Genomic DNA, 24,412 nt, shown 5'->3' with positions numbered 1-24,412 from the left:
GCCGTCTGAACTGCGTCTTTACGCTTCCGTGGCGACGTTGCTCATTGCTACTCCTTTCCGAGGTTCTCCTGGCTGGAACAAGGCAGAAATATCAATGTCAGTGTGCAGGTGTTGGATTCGGTGGCGCGTACTCTGCAGTTGGATGCGGCGGAGAAGGCGCATTTGTATCGGTTGGCGGATGTGCCGACGGTGCCGACGGCGCATGCGGGTACTGCGTTGCCGGAGGAGCTTCAGGTGATTTTGGATCATGTGGAGCCGTTGCCGGGGGTGGTGTTGAGTGCCCGGTATGACGTGTTGGCTCATAACGAGGCGTATGAGGCGTTGTGTCCTGGTTTCCTGACCGGCGAACGCAACGTCGCTCGCCGGGTCTTCCTTACCCCGGAATGCTGCAATACCTACCAACACAACTGGGATGACCTGCGTCGTATGGTCGGCTATCTGCGTGGTGCCTACGCCAAGAACCTCGGTGACCCGTACTGGGAGGAGTTCATCGTCGAGTTGTGTTCGGAGAGCCCGAATTTCAAGGCTTTGTGGGCTCGTAACGATGTCGCTGTCCCGGTCAGTCGTACGAAGCAGGTACGTAATTTGGCGGTGGGGGAGTTGGAGATGTTCTTGACGAGCATGTCTCTCCCCGCGGTCCCGCATTCTTGGATGCAGATCTATACCCCGACTGATGAGGTGGCGTCCGCCGACGCGCCTGGGTGCGCCGGCATCCACGATGAACGACAGCCAGGATTTGATTGCATCGTTTTGCAATGTGGACCCGCTGTGGAACCTTGGCTATGGTTGAGTCCATGACCGCCAACGATCGGGCTTTCGATTTGCTCAGGGCAGTCGTCGCGGCGCCTTCACCGCAGGGGTTGGGGGAGTTGGTGGTGTCGTCGGGTTTGACGAAGCCTACGGTGCGCCGTCTTCTGGTCGCCTTGGATCGGTTGGGGTTCGTCCGCCAGGACGCTAAGCGGCGGTACGTAGCTGGCGCTGGGATATTGGATCTGGCTGCTGCGGCGCTCGAGCGGATCGATCTGGCCGGCGAGGCCCAGGAAGTGCTGGATGGGTTGCGGACGACGATGGCTGGCACGGTTGCGCTTTCGGAGTATGTAGACGGCCGCCTCGTCGTTGTGTCGACGTTGGCTCCCAGTGGTCCGTACAAGGTGGCCGGGCGTGGTGTGACGAACACCGGTCTGCATGCGACCGCGACGGGGAAGGCAGTCCTGGCGTTCCTACCCGCTGCCGATACTGTGTGGCTGCTCGGGAACAATCCTCTCGAGCGCTACACCGAGCACACCCTGGCCGATATCACCGCCTTACGCGGGCAGCTTCGGGAGATCGCCGGTCTGGGATTTGCAATCAACGATCAGGAGTCCAGAGCGGGAGTGCGCTGTATCGCTGCGCCGGTGCGAAACCACTTGGCTCGCCCGGTCGCGGTGGTCTCGGTATCGGTTGCTGCGGCGCAAGTTTCTGTCGCCGCGCTGTGCGATCACAGTGCACAGCTCATGGAGGCTGCTGATGCGATCAGCGACGGTATCGGTGGGCCTCGGCTCGGGAACTGTGTAGCCGGTGGCAGTGAATCCGGGGAGTCCGATCAGCGATGACGACGGTTGACAAGACGTTCGACATTCTCGAGCACTTGGCGAACGGTGGCCCTAGGCTGGCGTTGGCTCAGTTGCATGAGATGACTGCCATTCCCAAGCCGACGCTGTATCGCATGCTGCGTACGATGGTCGATCACGGTTTGGTCCGCCATGACGGTTCCGGCCGGTACAGCGTTGGGCGCAGCGTGTTCAGACTGGCTGGCGAGGTATATCGGCAGGTGTCTGTTCCGGCAGCGGCACGACAGGTGATGGTCGATCTCCAGACGGTTGCCCCGGAGACGGTGCATATCTCCGCTTTCCGCTACGGACAACTTGTCTACGTCGAAAAGCTCGAGGCGCTCCACCCGTACCAAATGGCCTCGCGTGTAGGAAAGCTCCAGGCTCTGCATTCGTCGGCCATCGGCAAGGCCGTCCTCGCGCAGTTGCCCGCAGAACAGGCGGATGCCCTACTCGCGGATCATAGGCTGGAGGCATTTACCTCGACGACAATCGTGGATCGGTCGCAGTTGGCTGCCGCGCTGCCGGAGATTCGCGCACAGGGCTATGCGATGGATGATGAGGAAGATGAGGACGGATTGCGGGCGATCGGAGTTGCATTCTGCGACGGCGCCGATCACCCGATCGGCGGGATCAGTATCGTTGCGCCCTCTTTCCAGATGAGTGTGGAGCAAGCACACACATACGCACCGGCGGTGAAAGAAGCCGCCATGCGCCTAGAGGAGATCCTCGCCGAGTCACCTCCCGAGCCATGATCTCGCAGCCATCAACAAGGGTGTTAGCAACCAGACTCCGTCGGCCCCGGTCGCGGCCAGAGTTCCTCGCCGCGGACTGCGGCCTGAAACCGTCGTCCCACGCTCGCCCGGTAGGCGTCAAGCGTGGGAATTGATTCTGTCGGAACGCTTGTCGGGTGTTCTCCGGGCTGCGCACCCCGGGGCGATGATCAGGGCATCCATGACCGTTCATACCGAAGCCGTTTGAGCACTGGCGTGGCTTGGTCATCGATGGTGACTCTTGCGATGTGCTGTTTGTGCGCCGCTTGTGCGAACGCTTCGGCGGCGCATTGCTCGGCTTGGTAGTGCAACACTGCGTCGCCCAGCTCGATGGTCAGGTGGCACTACATCACAAACACGACCGCTTGCCCTGAAGGAGCCCCTGTTCGCGTTGCCGCTCGAGGCATCCTGATCCTGCGGCCGTCATGAGTGACGGCGAGATCATCGCGAGTGTCGTACGTTTTCGCGTCTTCCTGTTCGTGCCGATCGCAGTGCTGCGAGGGCGAACGCGACCGACCAGACGCCGTCGGCGCCGGTCGCGGCGGGTGTTCCTTCGCCGCGGACTGCGGCCTGGAACCGGCGCACGCCGACGGTATAGAGATCTTCACGTTCTCCGAGGTCGACCGGGGTGTGGTCGTGGCCGCGGACATGGGTCAGGGTGCCGACCGGTGACATTGACTGGATTCCGGTGCCCAGCAGGGCGCCGTCGGTGCCGAGGATGTCCAGGCGGGTGGCAGTGTGCCCGGTGACGAAGCTCTCCAGGAAGCTGACGTGTGTGCCGCGACCGAACTCGGCGGTGCCCATGATGGTTTCGTCGATTCCGGGTTGTGTCATCAGGCCGGAGCTGGTGTAGGCCTGCACTGTGGTCGGGTCGTCGTCGAGGACGAACCGAAGGCTGTCTACGTCGTGCACGGTGATGTCGAGCGCGACGCCGGCGCCGGCGTCGGGATCGGTTGTGCGCCACCGTTGCGCTGCTGCAGGCAGTTGCACGGCATGCTGGACAATGGCCGCGACCGGGGTTCCGATGTCTCCGGCGGCGATGGCGCGGCGCATGAGTTCGTGGGGCACGGAGTTGCGCATGTGGTGGTTGGTCGCGAAGACGACTCCTGCGCGGGCGGCGGCGTCGACCAGGCCCTGCGCGTGGGCGACACTCAACGCAAGGGGCTTCTCACACAGCACGTGCTTGCCGGCGTTGATGGCTGCGAGCGCGTGCTCGTAGTGTCTGGAGTTGATGCTGGAGACGTAGGCGACGTCAATGGCGGGGTCGTCGAGGGCCTTTGCGAGATCATCGTAGCCGCGTGCATCCCAGCCGTCGGCGAGCGCTTGGGCGCGAGCGCGGTCACCGCTGACGACGCTGGCGACGACAGCGTCGGGTTGGGCGGCGATGGCGGGTGCGATGGATGTGGCGGCGAAGTCGCTGGCCCCGACCAGGCACCAGCGCAGTGAAGGAGCGCTCATGATTGTGGATCCTCTTCTTTGTTGGCTGCTGATCTGGTAAATGGAGTGAGAGCCACCCTGGTGGCAGCCAAGGTCACGATGTGGAGGTCGCGTCGGTCGGTGAGTCCGTGCCCCAGCCAGCTACCGCCGCACGCGATCACGTTGGACAGACGCAGATACTGTGGGGCTGTTTCCAGGTCGATGCCGCCGGTCGGGACGAACCGCATAAGCGGATACACCTGCGCCATCGCCGCCAGAAACGGCGCTCCGCCGGCGAATTCGGCGGGGAAGAACTTGACCGCTGTTATCCCCGCACGCCACGCCCTCATTACTTCGCTGCTCGTGGCGACGCCGGGAAGGTAGGCGATGTCGAGTTGTGCGGCTTTGGCGACGAGGTCCGGGTCGTATCCGGGGCTCACAGCGAATGCGGCGCCGGCGGCGACCACGTCGGCGAGCTGACTGGGCGTCAACACCGTGCCTGCCCCCACGGACACCCGCGGGTGGCCGGCAGCCCGCGCGAGTACTTCGAGCGATCTGGGCGTTCGAAGAACGACCTCGATGGCTTTGATTCCCGCGTCGGCGAAGTCGTCGAGACGGGACTCGAGCGCTAGAGGGTCGTCACAGACCAGGATGGGAATGACTGGAAGCCCCCCGTCCACCATGGCGGCGATACTCATAGCCGAACCTTGCAACCCGGCATTGGAGGAAGGTGGTGCGGTTCGATGATCGCGCCAGGGTGTGCCACGACAGCCGCCGCAACCTCGACACCGGCGCGCGCCGCCTCGACCGCGGTCGCACCGCATATTTTGCGATACAGGTACCCGGCGTTGAACGAGTCACCGGCGGCTGTGGTGTCGAGGGCCGCGACCGTAACGGCGGGGATGTAGGTGCGGTCGCCTCCATCGGCGACGTACACGCCCCGGTGACCGAGCTTGACAGCGATCTCCCCGATCCCGAGGTCCTGGAGCCGGTCTACGGTTGCGTGCTCATCTTTATCGCCGAAGAGTTCCTGCTCGTCCTCGCAGGTGGGGAGTGCGAGGTCGGTGCGGCGCAGGACTTCGGTGACGACGTTGCGAGCTTCAGCTGTACCCGACCACAGAACGGGCCGGTAGTTGGTGTCGAAGACCACCTTTCCGCCGCGGGCGCGCAGCGAGTCGAGCCGTCGATACAGCACCGCCCGCGCTGCCTCGGTCAGGATCGCGACCGAAATACCTGACAAGTACACCCAGTCGGCGCCGTCGATTGCTTCCTCGGCGTCGGGGGTGGCGTCGGTGAAAAGCTGCCGCGCCGCGGATTGGCCCCGGTAGTAGACGAAGGACCGTTCGCCGTGGTCGTCGACCTCGATCAGATACATCCCGGCGGTCTTTCCCGTTATGCGACTGACGGATTCGGTTCCGACGTGATGGCGGTTGAGCCAGTCGAGCATCTCACCGCTGTAGCGGTCCTCGCCTACTGCGGTGAGATAGTGGGTACGGACGCTCGAGCCTGCCGCGCCGTAGTGAGCGAGGTAGATCGCGACGTTCGCAGAGTCCCCGCCGAAGCTCAGGGCCATCGGCCTCGGGTCCTGTGCACCGGGTCGCCCGCGCAGTTCGACCATGCATTCTCCGATGCATAGCAGATCCAGGGGTGTATTCATAGCAAGTCCGTCGCAGTCTGCTCGATAACGCTGCGCCGGAATTCGTTGTCCCAGAGCAGATCTGGTGCGGTCAGCTTCAGTAGTTGTATTGCGAAGCCGGCGCTGTCGGCGCTCTCGGCAATGGCGATCAATCGTGGGGCGAGCGGATCGCGCAGCCTGTCGGGACGTTGATCAGCGCAACGAAGGATCCAGTGTGCCCAGCTGGCCCAGACCCTGGCGATGTGTCGGGCGGGTCGTCCCTCGGCCCGCAACGCTTGGGCTGTGGGTGCCAGGCGTTGAGGCAGCTTCTGGGTGCCGTCGGCGGCGAGCTTGTCCAGTGAGTAGCTGACGCTGGGGTTGGCGAAACGCTTCAGCACCGATTGCGCATACGCCGCGACATCGGTGTCGACCGGCGGGAGCATCGGCAGGACTTCCTCTGCCAGCAAGACCGAGATGAACTCCGCGATCGCGGGATCGGCGATCGCAGCTCGGACGTCATGGTGGCCGGCCAGCAGCCCGAGGTACGCCAAGGCCGTATGGGCGCCGTTGAGAACGCGAAGTTTGAGATCCTCGAACGGTTCGACATTGTCGACGAAGCGGGCTCCGGCCAATTCCCATGCGGGGCGTGGGCCTGCGAAATCGTCCTCGATGATCCATTGCAGATATGGCTCGGTCAAAACAGCAGCGCGGTCGTGGATTCCGGTGAGCTGGTCGACGCGGTCCACTACCGCCTGGTCGGGGTCGGGAACGATCCGGTCGACCACTGTGGCGGGGAAGGTCGCGTAATCGGCTAGCCAACGGGACAACCCCTTTTGCCGGTACCCGGGGTGGGCTTCGGCGAATCCTGTCACCAGCCGCCGGATCAACGATCCGTTGCCGCGCAGGTTATCGCAGGACAGGATGGTGATCGGTCCGCCATGGTTGTGTGCGCGTTCGGCCAGTGCCGACGTGAGCAGTCCGATGACAGATTCGCGCGGAGATCCGGACGCAAGGTCGGCAGCGACAGCGGGGTGGCCGAAGTCGAGCGCGCCATCTGTAGTTGTCGGGTATGCCTTCTCGGTGACGGTCAGGGTCACGATGCTGGTGGTCGCGGCCGCGACCTCTTCCCGGAATCGATTCGCGTCGGTTCCCGCGCACCGGGCCGCCTGGATCGCCCCTAGGACCCGCACCTCGGCGCTGTCGCGGTCACTGGTGAGGACACTGAACAGACCGTCCTGATCGGTGAGTCGGGCCGGGAGCGCGGTGTTTCGCCAGGTGTAAGCGCTGATTCCCCATCGCGTATCAGCGCGGAGCGCGGTATCGGTGCACAGCGCTTGATGTGCCCGGTGAAATCCGCCGAGCCCGAGGTGGACCTGCCCGACCGTCACGTCGCTCAGGTCGTAGCGAGGCACGTCGGCGCGCGTGGACAGCTCTGGCAGGGTGTGGCGGGACAGTCGTATGCCGGTGCGGCTCACCATGGGTGAACCGTGCCGTCTTCGAGCCGGTTGACCGGGAGATACGCGGGCACATACGGGAAGTTCTCGGCGAGAGTCTCGTCGATGTCGACACCCAGACCCGGTGCTGTCCCGGCGTGGAGGTAGCCGTCGGCGAAGTGGTAGCTGTGTGGGAATACGGCGTCGGTTTCGGGGGTGTGGCGCATGTATTCCTGGATCCCGAAGTTCGGGATCGTCAGGTCGACCTGGAGCGCGGCCGCCATGGCGACCGGGGAGAGGTCGGTGGCACCGTGGAATCCGGTCTTGACACCGTAGACCTCGGCGAATGCTGCGATTTTGCGTGCTCCGGTGATGCCACCGGCCCTAGCTGGCGGGGTTCGGATGTAGTCGATGAGTTGTTCACTGATCAGCGTCGAGCAGTCGTGCACACTGTTGAAAACCTCACCGACGGCCAGAGGAGTAGTGGTGTGGTTGCGCACATGCCGGAATGACTCCTGATGCTCGGCGGGTGTGACGTCTTCGAGCCAGAACAGCCGGGCGTCTTCGAGGCGCTGTCCGAGCCATGCCGCCTGGTTGGGAGTCATGCGGTGATGGCCGTCGTGCAGCAGATGGACGTCTGGTCCGACCGTGTCGCGGAGCTGGTTGAACAGGTCGGGGACGACGTTGAGATATTTCTCGGTGGACCAGGTTTCTTCGCTGGGCCAGCCCTTGGCCGCGGGCTCGTAGAACAGGTCGCCGCGGCCGACACCGTAGACGCCGGTGAGCCCGGGCACACCGGTCTGGGCGCGCACCGCGCGATAGCCCATGCCGAGGTAATTCTGGACTGCGGCGATGGTGTCGGGAATGTCGCTGCCATTGGCGTGTCCGTAGACGAGGACACCGTCGCGGCAAGCCCCGCCCAGCAGCTCGTGGACCGGGGCGCCGAAGCTTTTGCCTTTGATGTCCCACAACGCCATGTCGACCGCGGAGATCGCCGACATGGTGACGGGCCCGCGCCGCCAGTAGGCACCGTGGTAGAGGTACTGCCAGATGTCCTCGATACGCCGCGGATCGCGGCCGATCAGCAGCGGCGCGATGTGCTCGCTCAGGTAGCTGGCGACCGCCAGTTCACGTCCGTTGAGTGTGCCGTCTCCAAGACCGGTGATGCCTGAATCGGTGGTCAGCTTCAGAGTGACGAAGTTGCGGCCGGGTGAGGTGATGATGACTTTTGCATCGACGATCTTCATTATCGCTCCACATTCAGGGCGTGCGGGATGGTCTGCAGGGACGCTGCGCCGAGGGAGGAGGACACGACGAGGTTGTCCTCGTTACGCACGCCACCGACGCCGGGAAGGTAGACACCCGGTTCGATGGCGATGACGTTTCCCTCTTCGAGCACATGGTCGCTGCCGGGTTTGAGGAGCGGAAACTGTTCGTGGAATGCGATACCGACGCCATGTCCGGTCTGGTGTGGGTAAGCCTCAGCGAGTCCGGCCGCGTCGATCACCTCGCGGGCGGCGGCGTCGACCTGAGCGCCGGTGGCACCCGGTACGGCGGCGCGGGCTGCGGCCTGGAACGCGGCCTCGGCGGTCTGATGGAGCAGGCGCTGCTGGTCGGTCGGCTCACCGATGACGAATACCCGGGACAGATCCTGCCAGTAACCGTCGGCGACAACGGCGAGTTCCATCAGCACGTGCTCGCCGGTACGCATCCGTCGGGTGGAGGAGAATTCGTAGTCCAGGTGGCATTGCGAGGTTTGCGGGCCGCTCATGACGAAGGCGTAGCCGCGAACCCGGCTGGCGCCTTGATATCCGACGCCGAAAGTTTCGATTGCGCGTTCGACCTCGGTGGCGACATCGATGTCGCGTGCGCCGTCGGTCAGCCGGTCGCGGAAGGTACGCAGGCCGACATCGGCGATGGCTGCGCTGCGGCGCAGCGCTCGAAGCTCCGCAGGGGTCTTGGCTGCGCGGGATCGGCACAGTGCCTGGTCGAAGAACACGACTTCAGCGTCCAATGCCGAGGCGACGACCGGGCGGATGATCTCGTGACGTCCGGAAACCTCATGGGCCATGTGCGGAGGAACCTGAGCCCGGAACGGGCCCTCGACACCCACCCGCCGACCCGCCGCCGACCCGCCGCGAGCAAGCCGCCGCAGAAGCCGATCGACCGTCGTGGCGAACGGGGGATCGGTGATTCGTCCGGCCTGGTACATGTGCAGGTTGTGCCAGCCTGAACGCGCGGCCCAGAACTCCTCTCCGGCCGGTACCAGCAGGTGGGGATCGCCGGTGCGCGGGACGACGGCCACGCAGGTGCCGTTCATCGGCCAGTAGCCGCTGATGGAGAGCACATTCTCGGAGCTGAGCAGCACCGCGGCATCGAGGTTGTTCTCTGCCAGAGTCTGCTGCAACTGTGCGACACGTGCACTGTCGTGGGTGACGTTGCCGCCGAGGGATTCCAGCAGCTGCGGCAGCGCGGCGTCGGCGGGCAGCGTGACGACATCGGCGTATCCGTAGGACTGCAGATCGGCGAGGAATCCGGAGACGACTGCCGCGGGGAATTCTTCGGCCATGTCGCCGAGGCGGACATGCCCGAGCCGCCCCACCAAGCTCGCGGTGGCGCGGTCGCTGTCCTCGCCAGCAGCGGCGAAGGCGGTGAGGTCGGCCTCAGCGCTGACGTTGAGGCGGTTGACCGAAGCCAGAACATCCCGTAGATCCGCGGTGTCGGCGATGACCGACGTCGCTTCTGCGGGGCGTCCGACTCGCACCACGAGCGACAACCCGGGCTCCTCGCAACGCTCAGCGAGTTCGCGCAGCATGGCATCGAACCATCGCCGCACCTGCTCGCGCGTGTCGTTCGGGTCGGCGGCGGCGGTCAAGGTCACTCGGCGGCAGGACACCGCCGAGGCGAAGGCGACCAGACGATCGAGTTCGCCGCGCGGATCGTCTGCTGTGGTCACCGCACCTAAATCGATGGTGGTGACACTGATTCCGCGAGCGCGGGCGGCGAGCAGCTCGGCTTCGGCGCTGCGCGTCACCGCCCGCCACCCGACCTCGATGGCGTCGAGCTCATGGGACTCGGCCAGCTTGATCAGGTGGGTGATGTCGGTGCCTGCTGAAGCACTCAGGGCAAAACGGGTGAATCCCATGGTTGGCAACTCCTCTATACCTCCGAATTGATAGATGGCGTGGTGGGACCAGATGGTCAGGTGGTCCGAATCCCCGCGAAGACCTTCTCCAGCAGTCCGAGTGCCTCATCGATGTCGGCTTCGGTGTGCGCCGAGGTGATTCCGTAGTGCATCGGTGCGGCCTTGGTGCCGAAGTCGTGGAAGTGCAGACCGTTCTGGGCGCACCGGGTGAGGAATCGGTTGTTGAGTGCGGCGTCGAATTGGGTCGCGGTGCGGTAGTCGGTCGCGATCTGATCGAAACCGAAGTACAGACCGAATCGCGCGCCCAAGCCCTGCAGGTGCCCGCTTACGCCGGAGTCGGCGAAGAGTTGGTCGAAGCCCTGGTAGAGCCTGTCGGCCAGGGTATTCAACCGGGTGTAGAAGCCGGGTGCCGACATCTGCTCGAGTGCGGCCAGTGCTGCGAGGACCGAGCAGAGCTGACCGGTGTAGGTGCCACTGACCACGGTTTTGCCGACCGGGTTGAGCACCGACATCACCTCTTCGGTGCCGGTGACTGCAGCCAGCGGCCAGCCACCTGCGAGTGCTTTGGCCCAGGTCGCCAGATCTGGAGTGACGTCGTAGTACTCAGCGGCTCCGCCCAAACCCATGCGGAATCCCGAGAGCACCTCGTCGAAGATGAGAACAATGCCGCGTCGGTGAGTCTCTTCGCGCAGCTGGCGCAACCAATCGGGGTCGGACTTCACACAGCCCAGGTTGTAGGAGACCGGCTCCAAGATGACCGCTGCTATCTCGCCGTCGAATCGATCCAGGGCGGTGCGCAGGGCCTCGATGTCATTGAACGGCACGGTCACGATGAGGTCGTCGAGGGCGCCGGGGATGCCGGCGCTGTCGGCGAAGGGCGGGACCACGGCTTCGTATGGCCGTTCGGGGGTGTGTGCGTTGTAGAAGACGTAGTCGTGCATGCCGTGGAAGTGGCCGTCGAACTTGAGAATCTTCTCCCGACCGGTCGCCGCGCGAGCGATGCGGACAGCCGCCATCGTGGCTTCAGTGCCGGTATTGGTGAAACGTACCTTCTGCGCTCCAGGCAGAATCTCTATCAACCGTTCGGCCAACGCGACGTGATACTCGGTCTCCTGGGTGCAGATGGTGCCCATCCGAAGACCTTGCTGAACGGCGGCGTTGATCGCCGGATTGTTGAAGCCCAGCAGGCTCGCGCCGTTGGACGAACTGAAGTCGATGAACTCGTTGCCGTCGACATCGCGAACACGACAGCCGTCGGCCGACTCGAAGTAGTAGGGGCGCCCGAGAACCGGATTGAAGCGTCCCGCGGCAGTAACGCCGCCGATGGTGGGTGCGAGGGCACGCTCGAAAAGTGCCTGCGACTTCGGAGCGTGAATTAAAGACTTCACTCGGTCGGTCACGGTATTCCTCCTGAAACGTTGTGGGTTCCTGCCATAGCGATGGGGTAACGGCTCACCCATCAGGCGCGGGCGATTACTTCGGCTCTAGCGGCTGGTGCGGGGGTGAGGGCCCGTGCCGCGATGTCGAGTCGCTGAAGGGCGCGACCGAATGCGGCGGTGCGCAGATTGACGTTGCGATGTTCTGCGGCGTCCGCGACCGCAACGGCGGCCGCGGTCATCCTGGCGGTGAGTTCGGAGGTGACTCGCTCGAGACTCCAGGCTTCACCGGTCCGCCCGCTGACCCATTCGAAGTAACTGACCGTGACCCCTCCCGCGTTGGCCAGGACATCAGGGATGACCGTGATGTTGCGGTTAGCGAGTTCGAGTTCGGCAGTCGGGGTGACGGGGCCGTTGGCCAGTTCGAGGATCACGCTGGCTCGCACGTCGGCGGCGTTGCTGTCATCGATGAGGTTCTCCAGCGATGCGGGAATCAGGACATCGACATCGAGTTCGAGGAGATCTTCCTGGCCGATATCGCGAGCGCCGTCGATGCCGTCCAGACGGCCGGTAGCGTTCTTGACTCGCAGTACGTCGGCAACGTCGAGGCCCGCGCTGTTGTACACAGCGTTGCGTGAATCCGCCACGGCCACCACGAGATAACCGGCTTCGTCGAGAAGTCGGGCCGCCGTGGCGCCGGCGTTGCCGAATCCATGAATGGCAACCCTCGGCCGAGTCGGCAGCGAGAGGCGCTCTCGCATGGTTTCGAGGACGATGACGCCACCGGCTGCGGTGGCGGTGTCACGGCCGGGGATGCCTCCGAGATGAATCGGCTTGCCGGTGACCACTGCGGGAACGGAACGGCCTCGGCTGCGGCCGTACTCGTCGGCGATCCACGCCATGGTCATCGGGTCGGTGTTGACGTCGGGTGCCGGGATGTCTCGATCCGGTCCGATCGCCTCGCCGAGTTCACGGGTGAAGCTGCGGGTCAGGCGTTCACGCTCGGACGTCGAGAGCTGAATCGGGTCGACGGTGATTCCTCCCTTACCCCCGCCGAAGGGCAAATCGAGCAGCGCGCACTTGATCGTCATCCAAAAGCTGAGCGCCTCGACTTCGTCGAGGGTCACGCTGGGGTGGAATCGCAGACCCCCTTTGGTCGGCCCCAACAGATCGTTGTACCGAACCCTGTGCCCTCGGTAGATGCTCAGACTGCCGTCGTCGCGTCGCACAGGGATACTCACACTGACTGTGGTCCGCGGACGACGCAGGATCTCGAGAAGTTCTGCGCCGATGTCGAATTCGGTGGCGGCCTTCGATAAAACACTCTGCGCTTGCTCGAGCAGCGATTGCACGATGTCACTCCGATGAGTTGATGGTTGACCAGTTTGGGCACTGTCAAGAACCTGACGGGACTTGTGGCGGCAGTCGATTCGGCACGGGCAAGGTCGGGAATCAGGCGTGAACATTTCTCCCGATATGCCCCGCAGGAACCTGCGGGCCCTGACTGTCAGGTGGCTTGTGCGGCTTCTATCCGGTTGTGTCCGAGCCGGATTCACCGCGGCGACGACTGGGACCCTTGCATGAGGGCGGCGCTGAACCGACCCGGTAGGTCTCAAGGTCCATAATATGAAATTGCTCTATCAATTCTATAACTCTAGCAGTGCCGCGGGTGTCCCGTAAACCCCATTGGCGTCCGAATAGTCCGAGAACCCAGCCGGGCAACTGTCCGCCGCGTCCTGCTTTCAGCACGCGGTATCCCGCGGATTTATCACTCGAATTTCGTGCGCGGAGGCTCCTGCGCATTCACGCCGAAGAAGCTCTTCTTCGTGCAGTTGTCGCGAATGCGATGACAAACAGTCGGCGCGGTATCTAATTAGCCAAGTACTGGAGATACCTGACGGCAGGGAATCGTCGTGTCAGATTTGACGTCGAGTCATCCCTGCCTGCACCTCCAGGCGCTGGGTTGCGGAGAATCAGCAGTCGGTCTTGTAGACGAAATTCTGCGCCTCCGGCGATTCCAGATTCTTCACGTCGATAACCATCACCGGGGTCAGTGAAGACTTCGGAACCTCTTTTCCGGCAACTGCGTCTACGACATATTGGACGCCGTCTCGCCCGATCTGATACGGGCTCTGGGCGACGAGCGCGGCCACCGAGCCTTGCTTGAGCTGTTCGATCTGCTGGGGGCCGGCATCGAATCCGATCAATTTCACCCTATTGGCCACGCCAGCGTTTCTGAGGGAGGTGGCCGCTCCCTGTGTCGAGGGACTGTTTACCGAGAAGATGCCCGTGATGCCGGGCTCCGCAGTGAGGGCAGCCGACACGACCGAGGCGGCAATTGTCGCATCTTCTTTCGTGTACTGCACACCGGCGAACTCCAAGCCCGGATAGTTCGTCAGTGCCTTCTTCAGTTCGGCGACCCGCTCGTCATTGGTGCTGATCCCAGGCGCCGAGCTCAGGGCCAGTATCTTTCCCTTTCCGCCGAGAATTTCATTGAATTTCGCTGCGGCCGCTTTGCCGGCTGCCTGGTTATCGGTCGTAAGGTGTGCGGTGCTCACCGTCGTGTCCTCGAGAGCGGTATCCACCTCGACGACTTTCGCGCCGCTGGAGATCAGGTTCTTGATGGGCGGGCGCATGGCGACCGCATCCGTCGGAGCGATGAGGACGCCGTCGGGGCGCTTCGCGGTGACGGCGTTGACGACCGGGGTCTGCAGGCTGGCGTCGAACTGATCGGGTGCCGTCACGTCGAGGCGGACGCCGAGCTGTGCGGCGGCTTCTTGTGCCCCGCACGCCATCGCGGTGTAAAAGGGGTTTCCTTTGACTCCTTGGATCAACGTCACATGCGTGACGCCCGGATCGCCCGATCCTGATGAGCAACCAGTCACTGCGATGGCGAAGGCGGCGGACATCAGGGCTGCGGCGCGGGCGCTTCGATGGAATGTGGTCATGGGTTTCTCTCCTACTTTGATGTGCGCGCGCGGCGCTTGATGTCGAAATACACGGCGACGATCAGAACCACTCCGACCGCCACGGTTTGCCAGAACGGCTGAACCCCGGACACGACGAATCCGTTTTGCAGGACTGCCGGGATGAATACACCGATAACGGTGCCGACGATGGTTCCCACACCACCGAAGGGGCTGGTGCCGCCGATGACGACACCGGCTATCGCGTTCAAGTTGTCAGTGGTATGCCCGGCGATAGTTGTCGTCGCGAACCGCGCCACGTTCAAGAATCCTGCGAGTCCGCCAAGAGCACCTGTCAGGGCGTACACCTTCAGCAGGTGCGCACGCACGTCGATGCCCGAGCGCCGAGACGCCTCGATGTTGGAACCGATGGCAAAGGTGTAACGACCGAACCGCGTGTAGGACAGAACAAGTCCGGCGATCGTCACCACTACCGCCGCCACGATGACGATCCACGGTATGCCCGCCACGGTGCCGTTTCCGAGGGTGTCGTTGAGTACGGTGGGCACCTCTCGAACATCGACGCCATTGGTCAGCAGTTGTGCGCAGCCGAGCGCCATACCCAGCGTTCCCAGGGTCGCGATCAGCGGGGGGACCTTGCCGAAGGAGATAATTGCGCCGTTGACCAGCCCCCATACCAGCCCCCCGGCAACGGCAACGATGAAGCCGGCGATGATGGCCGACAGTCCCGCGTTGCTGCCTCCCATGGCCAACATGACTTTGGCGCTCACGACGCTTGCGAAGATCAAGACTGATCCGACCGAGAGGTCGATTCCCGCGGTGATCATCACGAAGGTTTGGCCACAGGCGAGGATCAGCAGGCTCGCGGCGTCCAATGCGATGTTGCGGGCATTGGCCGGGCTGGCAAAGCTGTCCGGCCTTACCAGCGAGAACATGATGATGATGGCGATGAGCGCGGTCAGGATCCACACCGTGTTGGCCGACCTCAGCGCGGTCAAGGAATAGGCAACGCGGGTCCCGATGGCGCCTCGGCGTTGTTCGTGTGTGACGGTTGCGGGTTCTCGGCTGTCTGAGCGCTCCACCGTCGACTGCTGATCAGTTGTCATCGGGTCTCTTTCTTGCTGGGTTCGCCGTCGACGGCGCCTGTCATTGCGCCGACCAACATTTCGGTCGTCGCCCCCGCTGCGGCGTAGGTCGCGACGTTTCGCCCGAGCCGCAGAACGTGGATTCGGTCGGCCACCGCGAGGACGTCGGGCATGCTGTGGCTGATGAGCACAACGCCCAATCCCTGGTCTCGGATGCGACGTAACAGATCGAGCACACGGGCGGTCTGAACGACCCCGAGTGCCGCGGTCGGCTCGTCGAAGAACACGACCTTGCGGCCCCACAGCGATGCCCTCGCAGCGGCCACGCTCTGGCGTTGTCCGCCAGAGAGAGCCGAAACCGGAGCAGCGCTGTCTTTTAGCGTGACGCCGAGACGCTGTAACTCCTCCTCGGCGCTGCGGCGCATTGCCCTTTTGTCCAATACCCCCAGACGCCCGAGCAGGCCGCCTCGAAGGATCTCTTTTCCGAGGTACAAACACGCCGCGGGATCCAGGTCCAACGGCAAGGCGAGGTCTTGGTACACCGTGCAGACGCCATTGCTTTGGGCCGACTGGGGCGAATCGAATGACACCTCTTGCCCGTCGATGTGGATAGTGCCGGAATCGGGCGGGTGCACACCCGAGAGAACTTTGATCAGAGTGCTTTTGCCGGCACCGTTGTCGCCGATCAGCGCGACGATCTCGCCAGGCCGAACATCGAATTCGACCCCGCGGAGGGCCTCGACGTGCCCGAAGCGTTTGACGATGGAACGCGCCTCCAGGGCTGCGTGTGATGACATGGAACCGTCCGTTGGCTTGGTCCGATATTTGAAATGCAAGTCTCGGAATTGAGTGTGACGCGCAGCACTCCTGCAGGTCAAGGGTTGGTGAGATATTCGGTAGTAACGTTTTACATAGTGGACTTTGACCCGTCTGTAGAGGCTGCCGCGCTGGCCGCCATCGCGCGAGCCCAACCGTTGTTCCAGCTCGTCGGCACTCGAGTTCGATCGAGAGTGCCCCTACCCGCGTGCGTGCACATGCAGACGAGACCGCGCTGACACGCGAGGTTGTGCGCGGGAGTCGGATTCGACATTCATCGGTGCCGTGGCGCAGGAGCGTCGGTGCCCACGAAGCGCTGCCTCAGATCGGCATCGCAGTCGCTTTCCTCGAGGATCTGCCACAGCTTCTCCATGAAGCGGGCTTTGGTCATTCCGAATCTGATGAATGTTTCATCGTGCGGCACACCGCCGAAGGGCGCCCACATCTGTGCGAACTTGAGCATGTGCTGTTGCTCTATGCGGTTCTTATCCGGCGGCGCAGGACGTATCCGGCTTTGCAGTTTGCGGTGGTGCTGAGCCCGATAACGTTGGATCTGTGCCTCCACAGTCATTCGGTCCGGCGCGGTCGATGAGCCTGCTTGTTCGGATTTCTCCCGAGGAGGCTTTGCGGCGTGGTTGGTCATTTGAGAAACTTCGTTTTCGAAAGGGACAACGGGACCAGCCGTGGCGGGCGTTCGAAGCGCACGCCCAGCCTCGGCACGTTCTCCGGTCAAAGCGGTGGTCGTTGGTCAGGAAAGTCGACAGGATTCGCGGTGGAATAAATGCACATCGAGACCTCTTACTTCCGAGACTAATTCGGATGTGTCGTCGACGGTTTCGGAGGCGTCGAGATCATGGTCGGCGACAGTGTTTCCCTTCTTTGTGATTGCCTGGGGGGGGGGGGCGTCGAGGCTGCGTCGTTGCGACCTGTCCGGAAGGCTGCGTCGTTGCAGCGGTCCGGACAATTCGGCGTCCTAGGTGCACTCGTCGTTGAGTGGCGCTAGTCACAGTCTGTTACGCGGATGCGCGGGGAGTAATAGGCAAGGTGAGCAGGCCGAGCGACGCCTCATGCATATGTTGCGCAGAGGGGTATCTGTCGAAGCTCTTCACTCGAATTGATGCGGCACCGGGTAACTGCCGCGCCGACTGAGAACATGACCCTAGTAAGACAGATCCCGTGATCCCCCGACTCGGGAAAACCGGACGACCATCGCCCATCGTCGTCGCGATAGACGGCGCGCGGAGAAGTAGTTTCCGACGACTGGGTCTCTGTAGCGAATGGTGTCGGCCGCAAGGAATCTTCACGATGAATACTGACCGCGCGGCCGTCGACGAAGAGTTGTGTCATCGAACACGCGGTCTGTCACTGCACAACGGTTGTGCAGTGACAGACCGGCTGGGTCAGGTCAGAGGTGCTGTTCGTTCGCGCGGTTCTGGCGGTATTCGTCGCGGCGTTCGTCCGTGATGCGGGCGATCGGGGGGAAGTCCATCCAACCCGCGACGAAGGGGCTGGCGAGGTCGCGGTCGGTCGGGATCTCGACAACCGCCGGCGCGTGGGAGTCGAAGGCGTTCTTCAGCGTGGATTCGAGGTCGGCCGGCGAGTCGACGCGGAAGGATTCCAGGCCGAACGACTTTCCCAGGTCCTTGAAGCTCGGGCTGTAGGCCGACCCGTCGGGCCGGTTGAACTCGGTGCCGATGTGCCGGTCGGTGGCGTTCTTCTGGCCGCCGCGGATGGAAATGTAGCCAGAGTTGTCCTGCACGAGGAAGACCACGGGGATGTCGTGCTGAACGGCGATGCCGATCTCTTGTGCGGTCATCAAGAAGTCACCGTCGCCGACGATGCAGGCGACCTGGCGGTCGGGGGCGGCGAGTTTGGCACCCAGCGCAGCCGGTACCGGCCACCCCATGGAGGAGAACCCGCCGGTCGTAAGGTGGGTGCGCGGCTCGTAGACAGGGAAGGTCTGCTTGACCGCACCCTGGGTGTTGCCGGATCCGACGAGGACAATTCCGTTGCGGTCCATCACCTTCCGCAGCGCACCCAGCGGTCGCTGCAACGTGAAGGGAAACCGGTCGGTGTCTCGCCTGGTGGAAAGTTGCTCTTCCCAGTGCGCTTTGCGCTCTGCAACCTCGGCCAGATACGTCTGCCGGTCGGGCACCGTCGCTGGCAGCGAGTCCACAATCGCGGCGATCGTGGGCTTGGCGTCGGCGACGATGCCGACATCGGCGGGGTAGTTCTTACCGATCTCGTGCGGATCTATGTCGATGTGAATCAACTTGGCGGGCGGGAAGGAAAACGACTTGCCTTGGGAGTAGCTCGAGGCCGACCAATCGGTGAATCGACAGCCGACGGCCACGACGACATCGGCGTTGGCCGCCAGGTAGTTGCCGTGGATCGTTCCGGTCTGCCCGACGCTGCCGATGAACAGGTCGTGATCTTCTGGGAAAGCGCTCTTGCCGTTCCAGGTGGTGACCACAGGAATGCTCCATGCTTCGGCGAGAGCGCGCACCTCGTCGGTTGCTTCCGCGCTGATCACGCCGCCACCGACCACGATGACAGGCCGCCGGGCGCCGGCCAACAGGCCCACCGCACGGTCTATTGCCTCGGGGTCGGGATATTGCCTGCCCACCGGCAAGCGCCGCTCGAGATCGTGCAGTGAGACTTCGGCTTCTTCGGCCTGCAGATCGTAGGGGATCTCGATGTGAGCAGGACCCCGGCGCCCGGTGAGCATCGTGTTGAACGCGCGATGCAGGATGAAGGGCAGCTCGTCGATCCTGTTGGCGACCCAGCTGCGTTTGGATACCGCTTCGGCGACGCGGGGGAATCCATTGTCGGTGTGGCGGTCGAGTTCCTGCAGCACTCCGTGCCCACGCATGTAGGTAGGAGGCCCGCCGGTGATGACCAGCACGCTGGTGGAGTCGCTGTAGGCCGTGGCGAGTCCGAGCACGGTGTTGGAGGCGCCGGCGCCGATCGAGGTGACCGCGACCATCGGTTTCCCCGAGACCCGGTAGTAGCCGTCGGCCAAATGCACGGCGCTCTGCTCATGATAGGTCTGAATGAAAGGAATCCTGGACTCCTCGTCGAGGAAGGCATCGGTCAAGCCCCAGATGCCGTGGCCGGGGATACCGGCCACATACGGAACCCCGTATTGCTTTAGTACTCGGGCGACTACTTGCCCACCGGTGAGCTTAGGCATTGGTGAGATTCCTTTCGAACGACGCATCTGCCGGTTGATCTGTCAGGACTGGACACCGGGGGCCTGGCAAGGGCGCTGGAGGCCCTCGAGTTGGCCTGACTCGTAAGTGTGCGCAGGATAAACGACCGCCGCTAGGATCAAGTTGTGCATGACGAACAAGTTCTGGTGCACAGTGTGGCCGATACGCTGGATGTCGGTCCCGGGATTGGGTGGAAGCACGATGATTAGTGTCGAAGCAGCGCTGCAGCTGGAAGTGTTCAGCCGGACTGCACTGAAGGTGTACGCCGGGGAACGCAATCTGTCCAGACCCATTCGGTGGGTTCACCCGACCGAGATTGCCGATATCGCCAGGTTCTTATCCGGCGGTGAGATGCTGCTGACCGCGGGCTTGGGGATAGGTCACGATCCCGATCGGCACCGGCGCTACATCGAGGAGATCGCAGCCGCTGGTGCCGCGGTCCTGGTGATCGAACTCAGCGGCCGGGTGTTCGACACCATGCCACAGAGTCTGATCGACGCCGCGAATACGCACCAGCTGCCCCTGGTCGGGTTGAACGGGGAGGTCCCGTTCGTCGAAGTGTCGGCCCAGGTGCACGAATCACTCACCGACCAGCGGGTACTCGAGTTGACCAATTACGAGCGCCTGAACGCAAGGTTCATGCATTTGCTGCTCGAGGGCCGCGACCACATACCCTTCACTGACGCGCTGGCCGAAGAGGTCAACAGCCCCGTGGTCCTCGAGGACACCACACGACAGGTCGTCGCTTACTCCGGTGCTACACCCTCCTCGGATAAAACGCTCTCGGAATGGGAGCACCATTCACGCATCGAGCACGACCAGGCCACCAATCGTTCCGGGAAGGCCGACGAGTCGACGAGTTGCACACGCCGGGCCGTTGTATTGCGCGGTGAACGGTGGGGATGGCTGCATGTCCTGCACGACGGCGGGCCGCTGATCGGCACGCACGCCTACGCGATGGACCGCGCGACCGACGTGATCGCCATTGCGCTGCTGGGTGCCCGCGAGAGCGGGGCACGCGCGGCGCAACGGCAGAACGCCCTGGTCAGTCGCCTGCTACTCGGCGACATTTCCGGGGAGATGTTCGTGACCCGTGCGCTGCGGATCGGACGAGATCTGCGGGACCGATCACTGATTGCCGTGATGGTGTGCAGAGAGTCTCCGGCGGGGGCGAGCAGCGAGGATGCCTTGGACGAACTATGCCGGACGATGCACATCCCGGCTGTCGTCGCCGATCTCGGTGAGCACACTCTCGCGATCATGGGCCTGTCTCGTCAGAGCACCGAAAAGCAGGTCATCGAGCGACTGGCCGGGCAGGGTGTCAGGGCGGGCATCAGTCGGCCGGTGATCGCGGAACAGCTGCCCTCCGCTATCGACCAAGCCCGCAGCGCCGCATCAGTTGCTGCGGCGCGACCGGAGAAAGCGGTTCATCGTTTCGACGATCTCGGGGTGCTGCGCCTGCTGGCTTCCTTGGCGCAAGGCCCTGAGCTGGCTCGCTACATCGAGGACGAGATCGGCCCGGTACTCAAGCACGACGCGAAGTCGACCAGCCCGCTTCTGCCGACCCTGCGCGCCTATCTGACATGCGACGGCAACAAATCGCTGACGGCACAGGCACTATTCGTTCAACGACGAACCTTGTACTACCGGCTCGATCGCATTGCGTCGCTGCTGGGACGCTCACTCGACGAGCCTGATGCACGACAGGCTCTCGTTTTCGCCGTCCGCGGTCACGACTTGCTACATCGACAGTGATCGCCGGCCCGGATGTGCTCGTCGCGGAAATAGGGTGAGGATCGGCTCCCTCCCCTCGATATTCGGTGTCGTAACGACGGCGTGAACTCTGTTGCACGCTGTGTGAGAATATTCGCTGAAGGCTTGCGCATTTTGCTTCTCTGGCCGGGCTGGATCGGTCAGTAGGTTCGGGTGTATTCATGTCATGGGCGATTTCATCAGCCCGGTCTGCTCTTCAGGGAGTTCACCCGTGTCCGACATTTTTGCCATCGGCCAGCCTCAGGTGGTCACCGATCCGCCCGAAACGCTGGAATGCGACATCGCGATCATCGGATCGGGGATGGGGGGCGGCAGCCTGGCCTACGCTCTGCGGGATTCCGGGGCCCGGGTACTGATCATCGAGCAGGGTGACTTCCTTCCGGTGGAGCGCGAGAACTGGTCGCCCGAAGCGGTCCACATCGAGGGCCGGTACAAGAATTCCGCCGCCTGGCACGACGCGCGCGCCGGTAAAGACTTCATACCGGGCAACTACCACTACGTCGGCGGTAGCACGAAGTTGTACGGCGCCACACTGCCGCGGTTCCGCGAGTGCGACTTCGCCGACATCGAGCACCCCGACGGTATCTCTCCTGCCTGGCCGATCACCTATGCCGATCTCGAACCGCACTACACCGAAGCCGAGCAGATGTTCTGGGTTCACGCGAACAAAGATGAAGACCCGACAGACCCGTGGCGTTCCACCGACTACCCCTTCCCCGGAATCACGCACGAAGGCGCTATGGCCCGGTTCGCCTCCAGCGCCAAGGAGCAAGGGTTACATCCCTTCGCCGCGCCGCAGGCACTCGATCGGCGACCGGGCGGAGCCTGTGTACTGTGCGCGCACTGCGATTCGTTTCCCTGTCTGGTCAGCGCCAAGGGGGACGCGGAGGTATCCGCGGTGCGACCGGCCCTGCAGTCGCCGACCGTCCGGCTGCTCACCAATGCGGAAGTGACCCGGCTGGATACCGATCCCAATGGCCGCACGGTCACCGCGGCCCGCATCAGCACCGAAGGGCGCCAGATCTCGGTTCGGGCAAAGCGATTCGTGATCAGCTGCGGCGCCGCCAACACGGCCGCGCTGTTGTTGCGTTCGGCCTCGGAATCGCACCCGGACGGCTTGGCCAACTCCTCGGATCAAGTGGGCCGCAACTACATGGCCCATGTGACCACCTTCTTCATCGCCATCGATCCACGCCAACGCAACGACGCGGTGTACCAGAAGACAATCGGCATCAACGACTGGTACTCCGCCGGGCCCGACAACCGCTATCCGCTCGGCAATGTCCAGGGTCTGGGCAAGCTGCGCGGGCCGATGATCAAACGTGCACGGCCCCTGGTCCCGCTGCCGATTCTGGACGAGATCACCCGATACACCCTGGATCTGTTCATCCAGTCCGAGGACCTTCCGCTGCCGCAGAATCGGATCACTCTCGACCGGCGAGGCGCGATCGTGGTCGATCGGCGCGAGACGAATCTGTCGTCGCACCGTGAGTTGATCAAGCGAACCAAGAAGGTCGTCCGCAAGGCCGGTTTCCCGATCGTGTTGACCCAGAGCCTCGGCGTGGAGGCGACCTCACACCAGTGCGGCACCGCCCGGATGGGTGATGACCCGTTGACCAGCGTGGTCGATGCTGATCTCAAGGCCCATGACCTGGACAACCTGTGGATCGTCGACAGTTCGCCGTTCCCGTCGTCTGCCGCGGTCAACCCGGCCCTCACCGTGGCCGCGCTCGCATTGCGGCTGGGGCATTCAAGCCAGCTCACGGCCTGACTTCGACGCCCGATGCGGTCGGCGCAGTTGTGCGCGTTCTTCGTTCGGGTTCCGGCCCGGGGTGATCCGGACCCTGTCCGCCTCGGCCGTCGAATGATCTAAGGAGAATGCGCCGCCCGGCATATCCCGACAGCACGCTCGTAGCAATCCCGACCCACTTCACGCGGGAGCCTGTGGCGCGTCCAGCCAGGATGCGCCCGCCTGCGGCATACCAGTAGGAACCCTGCGTGACCTCGCGAATCACCTGAGAAATCGGAATCCTTCTTGTGACAACATGTTTGGACGAACGATGGTCGTTGCGGCATACCCGTCTGGCGGTATTCGGAATCTTCGGCCTGCATGGATTCGCGTTCTCCACGTGGGCGGTGCAGATCCCTTCGGCGCAGGCCAGCACCGGGATGTCGACCGCGCAACTGGGCACCCTGCTGGTGGTACTGGGGGCTGCGGCGCGGGTAGGTATGCAGCTCAGCGGTCCGCTCGTCGGTAGGTACGGCTCCGCGCGCACGGCAGTTGTCGGCAATGCGGGAATCGCGGGCTCGATCAGCGTCCCGCTGCTGGCGACCAATGCCGTCACGCTGGCGGCAGGACTGGCACTGCTGGGGTTCACCTTGGGGATCAACGAGGTAGCCATGAATGCTCAGGCGGTGATCGTCGAGCAACGATATGGCCGCCCGATCATGTCGGCGTTCCACGCGGTGTATTCGGTCGGCAACGTGGTCGGCGCCGCCGCGGGCGCGACCACGTTGGCGCTCGAATGGAGCCCTGGCGCGATTGCGGTTGGAGCCAGCGGCATCTGTCTGATGACAGCCGGATCCGCGGCGAGGGTGTTATGGACCCGCCAAACCCGGGCCGAGGAATCTGCGACGACTTCTCCTCGACGATCTCGATCCGAGACGCCGTCGAGCGCGCAAAGACATCGCCGCATAGTGACCTTGGGTGTTCTCGCGTTCCTGTTTCTGCTGGCCGAAGGAGTCGCGGCGGACTGGAGCATCGTGCATTCCGCTGAACATCTCGGTATCTCGGGATGGTATGCCGCGCTGACCTATGCATCCTTCGTCGTGTCGATGACCTTCGGCAGGTTTGTTGCGGATCGTGCGACTGCCCGACACGGTCCGGTGCGGGTTGTTCGAATGGGATGTGTGGTGGCTGCGGTCGGGATCGCTGTTGTCATCGGGTCACCGATGCTTGTGCTGACCATCATCGGATGGGGTCTGTTCGGCCTCGGGCTGGCCGGCACTGTCCCCCAAGTCTTTTCGGCGGCGGGCAATACTGCCGGCTCGACGGCGACAGATCTGTCGAGAGTGGTCGGGATGGGATACACAGGCATACTCGCCGGGCCGACGATCATCGGGTGGTTGACCGAGTTCGTCCCCCTCAACGCCACCCTTCTCGTTCCACTGGCGGCCGTCGCGGTGTGCCTACTGGCCGCTGGCAATGTCGGCCGATAACAGCGCCCGTCATTGACCGCCGACGTCTCCACC

Annotated in this window: 19 protein-coding genes; 6 read left to right on the top strand and 13 right to left on the bottom strand. The window is 63.5% G+C overall.

Annotation, left to right across the window (positions count from 1 at the left end):
- Nucleotides 1–102: 102 nt before the first annotated feature.
- Genes OHA42_RS26300 through OHA42_RS26290 form a run of 3 tightly spaced genes read left to right on the top strand, consistent with a single transcriptional unit; the run spans nucleotide 103 to nucleotide 2,344 of the window.
- The gene (locus OHA42_RS26300; RefSeq protein ID WP_406230506.1) at nucleotides 103–798 is read left to right on the top strand and encodes a transcriptional regulator; all 696 of its coding nucleotides are present in this window, start codon (nucleotides 103–105) and stop codon (nucleotides 796–798) included.
- On the top strand, nucleotides 795–1,592 hold the full coding sequence (locus OHA42_RS26295) for an IclR family transcriptional regulator (RefSeq protein ID WP_406230505.1): 798 nt from the start codon (nucleotides 795–797) through the stop codon (nucleotides 1,590–1,592). Before OHA42_RS26300 ends, OHA42_RS26295 begins: the two co-directional genes overlap by 4 nt.
- Nucleotides 1,589–2,344, top strand: a complete 756-nt coding sequence (locus OHA42_RS26290; RefSeq protein WP_406230504.1) for an IclR family transcriptional regulator — start codon at nucleotides 1,589–1,591, stop codon at nucleotides 2,342–2,344. Before OHA42_RS26295 ends, OHA42_RS26290 begins: the two co-directional genes overlap by 4 nt.
- A gap of 459 nt (nucleotides 2,345–2,803) precedes the next feature.
- Here OHA42_RS26290 and OHA42_RS26285 read toward each other — a convergent pair whose 3' ends face one another.
- The 13 genes from OHA42_RS26285 to OHA42_RS26225 all read right to left on the bottom strand — a co-directional run bounded on the left by OHA42_RS26285 (nucleotide 2,804) and on the right by OHA42_RS26225 (nucleotide 19,368).
- Nucleotides 2,804–3,820 carry a Gfo/Idh/MocA family protein gene (locus OHA42_RS26285; protein ID WP_406230503.1) on the bottom strand — a complete coding sequence of 339 codons (1,017 nt, stop codon included), beginning with the start codon at nucleotides 3,818–3,820 and terminating at the stop codon, nucleotides 2,804–2,806.
- Nucleotides 3,817–4,476: a bifunctional 4-hydroxy-2-oxoglutarate aldolase/2-dehydro-3-deoxy-phosphogluconate aldolase gene (locus OHA42_RS26280; RefSeq protein ID WP_406230502.1), complete on the bottom strand. Its 660-nt coding sequence runs from the start codon at nucleotides 4,474–4,476 to the stop codon at nucleotides 3,817–3,819. The genes OHA42_RS26285 and OHA42_RS26280 overlap by 4 nt, the downstream gene beginning before the upstream one ends.
- Nucleotides 4,473–5,435, bottom strand: a complete 963-nt coding sequence (locus tag OHA42_RS26275) for a sugar kinase (protein WP_406230501.1) — start codon at nucleotides 5,433–5,435, stop codon at nucleotides 4,473–4,475. Before OHA42_RS26275 ends, OHA42_RS26280 begins: the two co-directional genes overlap by 4 nt.
- On the bottom strand, nucleotides 5,432–6,871 hold the full coding sequence (locus tag OHA42_RS26270; protein WP_406230500.1) for a mannitol dehydrogenase family protein: 1,440 nt from the start codon (nucleotides 6,869–6,871) through the stop codon (nucleotides 5,432–5,434). The genes OHA42_RS26275 and OHA42_RS26270 overlap by 4 nt, the downstream gene beginning before the upstream one ends.
- Nucleotides 6,865–8,073, bottom strand: coding sequence for a D-mannonate dehydratase ManD (gene manD / locus OHA42_RS26265; protein WP_406230499.1), 1,209 nt, complete (start codon nucleotides 8,071–8,073; stop codon nucleotides 6,865–6,867). Before manD ends, OHA42_RS26270 begins: the two co-directional genes overlap by 7 nt.
- Complete coding sequence (locus OHA42_RS26260) at nucleotides 8,073–9,971, bottom strand: M24 family metallopeptidase (RefSeq protein ID WP_406230498.1); 1,899 nt, start codon at nucleotides 9,969–9,971, stop codon at nucleotides 8,073–8,075. The genes manD and OHA42_RS26260 overlap by 1 nt, the downstream gene beginning before the upstream one ends.
- Before the next feature lie 56 nt (nucleotides 9,972–10,027).
- Nucleotides 10,028–11,371, bottom strand: coding sequence for an aspartate aminotransferase family protein (locus OHA42_RS26255; protein WP_406230497.1), 1,344 nt, complete (start codon nucleotides 11,369–11,371; stop codon nucleotides 10,028–10,030).
- A gap of 59 nt (nucleotides 11,372–11,430) precedes the next feature.
- Nucleotides 11,431–12,699: a Glu/Leu/Phe/Val dehydrogenase gene (locus tag OHA42_RS26250; protein ID WP_406230496.1), complete on the bottom strand. Its 1,269-nt coding sequence runs from the start codon at nucleotides 12,697–12,699 to the stop codon at nucleotides 11,431–11,433.
- A gap of 621 nt (nucleotides 12,700–13,320) precedes the next feature.
- Nucleotides 13,321–14,295: an ABC transporter substrate-binding protein gene (locus OHA42_RS26245; protein WP_406230495.1), complete on the bottom strand. Its 975-nt coding sequence runs from the start codon at nucleotides 14,293–14,295 to the stop codon at nucleotides 13,321–13,323.
- Between the two features lie 11 nt (nucleotides 14,296–14,306).
- Nucleotides 14,307–15,380 (bottom strand): ABC transporter permease, encoded by a 1,074-nt coding sequence (locus tag OHA42_RS26240; RefSeq protein ID WP_406230494.1) that lies wholly within the window; start codon nucleotides 15,378–15,380, stop codon nucleotides 14,307–14,309.
- Nucleotides 15,377–16,156: an ATP-binding cassette domain-containing protein gene (locus OHA42_RS26235; protein WP_406239614.1), complete on the bottom strand. Its 780-nt coding sequence runs from the start codon at nucleotides 16,154–16,156 to the stop codon at nucleotides 15,377–15,379. The genes OHA42_RS26240 and OHA42_RS26235 overlap by 4 nt, the downstream gene beginning before the upstream one ends.
- A gap of 293 nt (nucleotides 16,157–16,449) precedes the next feature.
- Nucleotides 16,450–16,908, bottom strand: a complete 459-nt coding sequence (locus OHA42_RS26230) for a hypothetical protein (protein WP_406230493.1) — start codon at nucleotides 16,906–16,908, stop codon at nucleotides 16,450–16,452.
- Between the two features lie 672 nt (nucleotides 16,909–17,580).
- Nucleotides 17,581–19,368: a thiamine pyrophosphate-binding protein gene (locus tag OHA42_RS26225; RefSeq protein WP_406230492.1), complete on the bottom strand. Its 1,788-nt coding sequence runs from the start codon at nucleotides 19,366–19,368 to the stop codon at nucleotides 17,581–17,583.
- 220 nt (nucleotides 19,369–19,588) lie between these two features.
- Here OHA42_RS26225 and OHA42_RS26220 point away from each other — a divergent pair, with 220 nt between their 5' ends.
- From OHA42_RS26220 to OHA42_RS26210, 3 genes are all read left to right on the top strand, one after another.
- A complete protein-coding gene (locus OHA42_RS26220) occupies nucleotides 19,589–21,142 on the top strand; it encodes a PucR family transcriptional regulator (RefSeq protein WP_406230491.1) in 1,554 nt (517 codons plus the stop codon).
- 229 nt (nucleotides 21,143–21,371) lie between these two features.
- Entirely contained in the window at nucleotides 21,372–22,931 is a 1,560-nt protein-coding gene (locus OHA42_RS26215; protein ID WP_406230490.1) for an FAD-dependent oxidoreductase, read from the top strand.
- A 296-nt stretch (nucleotides 22,932–23,227) separates the two neighbouring features.
- Nucleotides 23,228–24,379, top strand: coding sequence for an MFS transporter (locus tag OHA42_RS26210; protein WP_406230489.1), 1,152 nt, complete (start codon nucleotides 23,228–23,230; stop codon nucleotides 24,377–24,379).
- Nucleotides 24,380–24,412: the final 33 nt, after the last annotated feature.

This window comes from Nocardia sp. NBC_01009, from assembly GCF_045208035.1.
Lineage (GTDB): Bacteria > Actinomycetota > Actinomycetes > Mycobacteriales > Mycobacteriaceae > Nocardia.
This window is presented reverse-complemented; position numbering and strand designations above follow the sequence as displayed.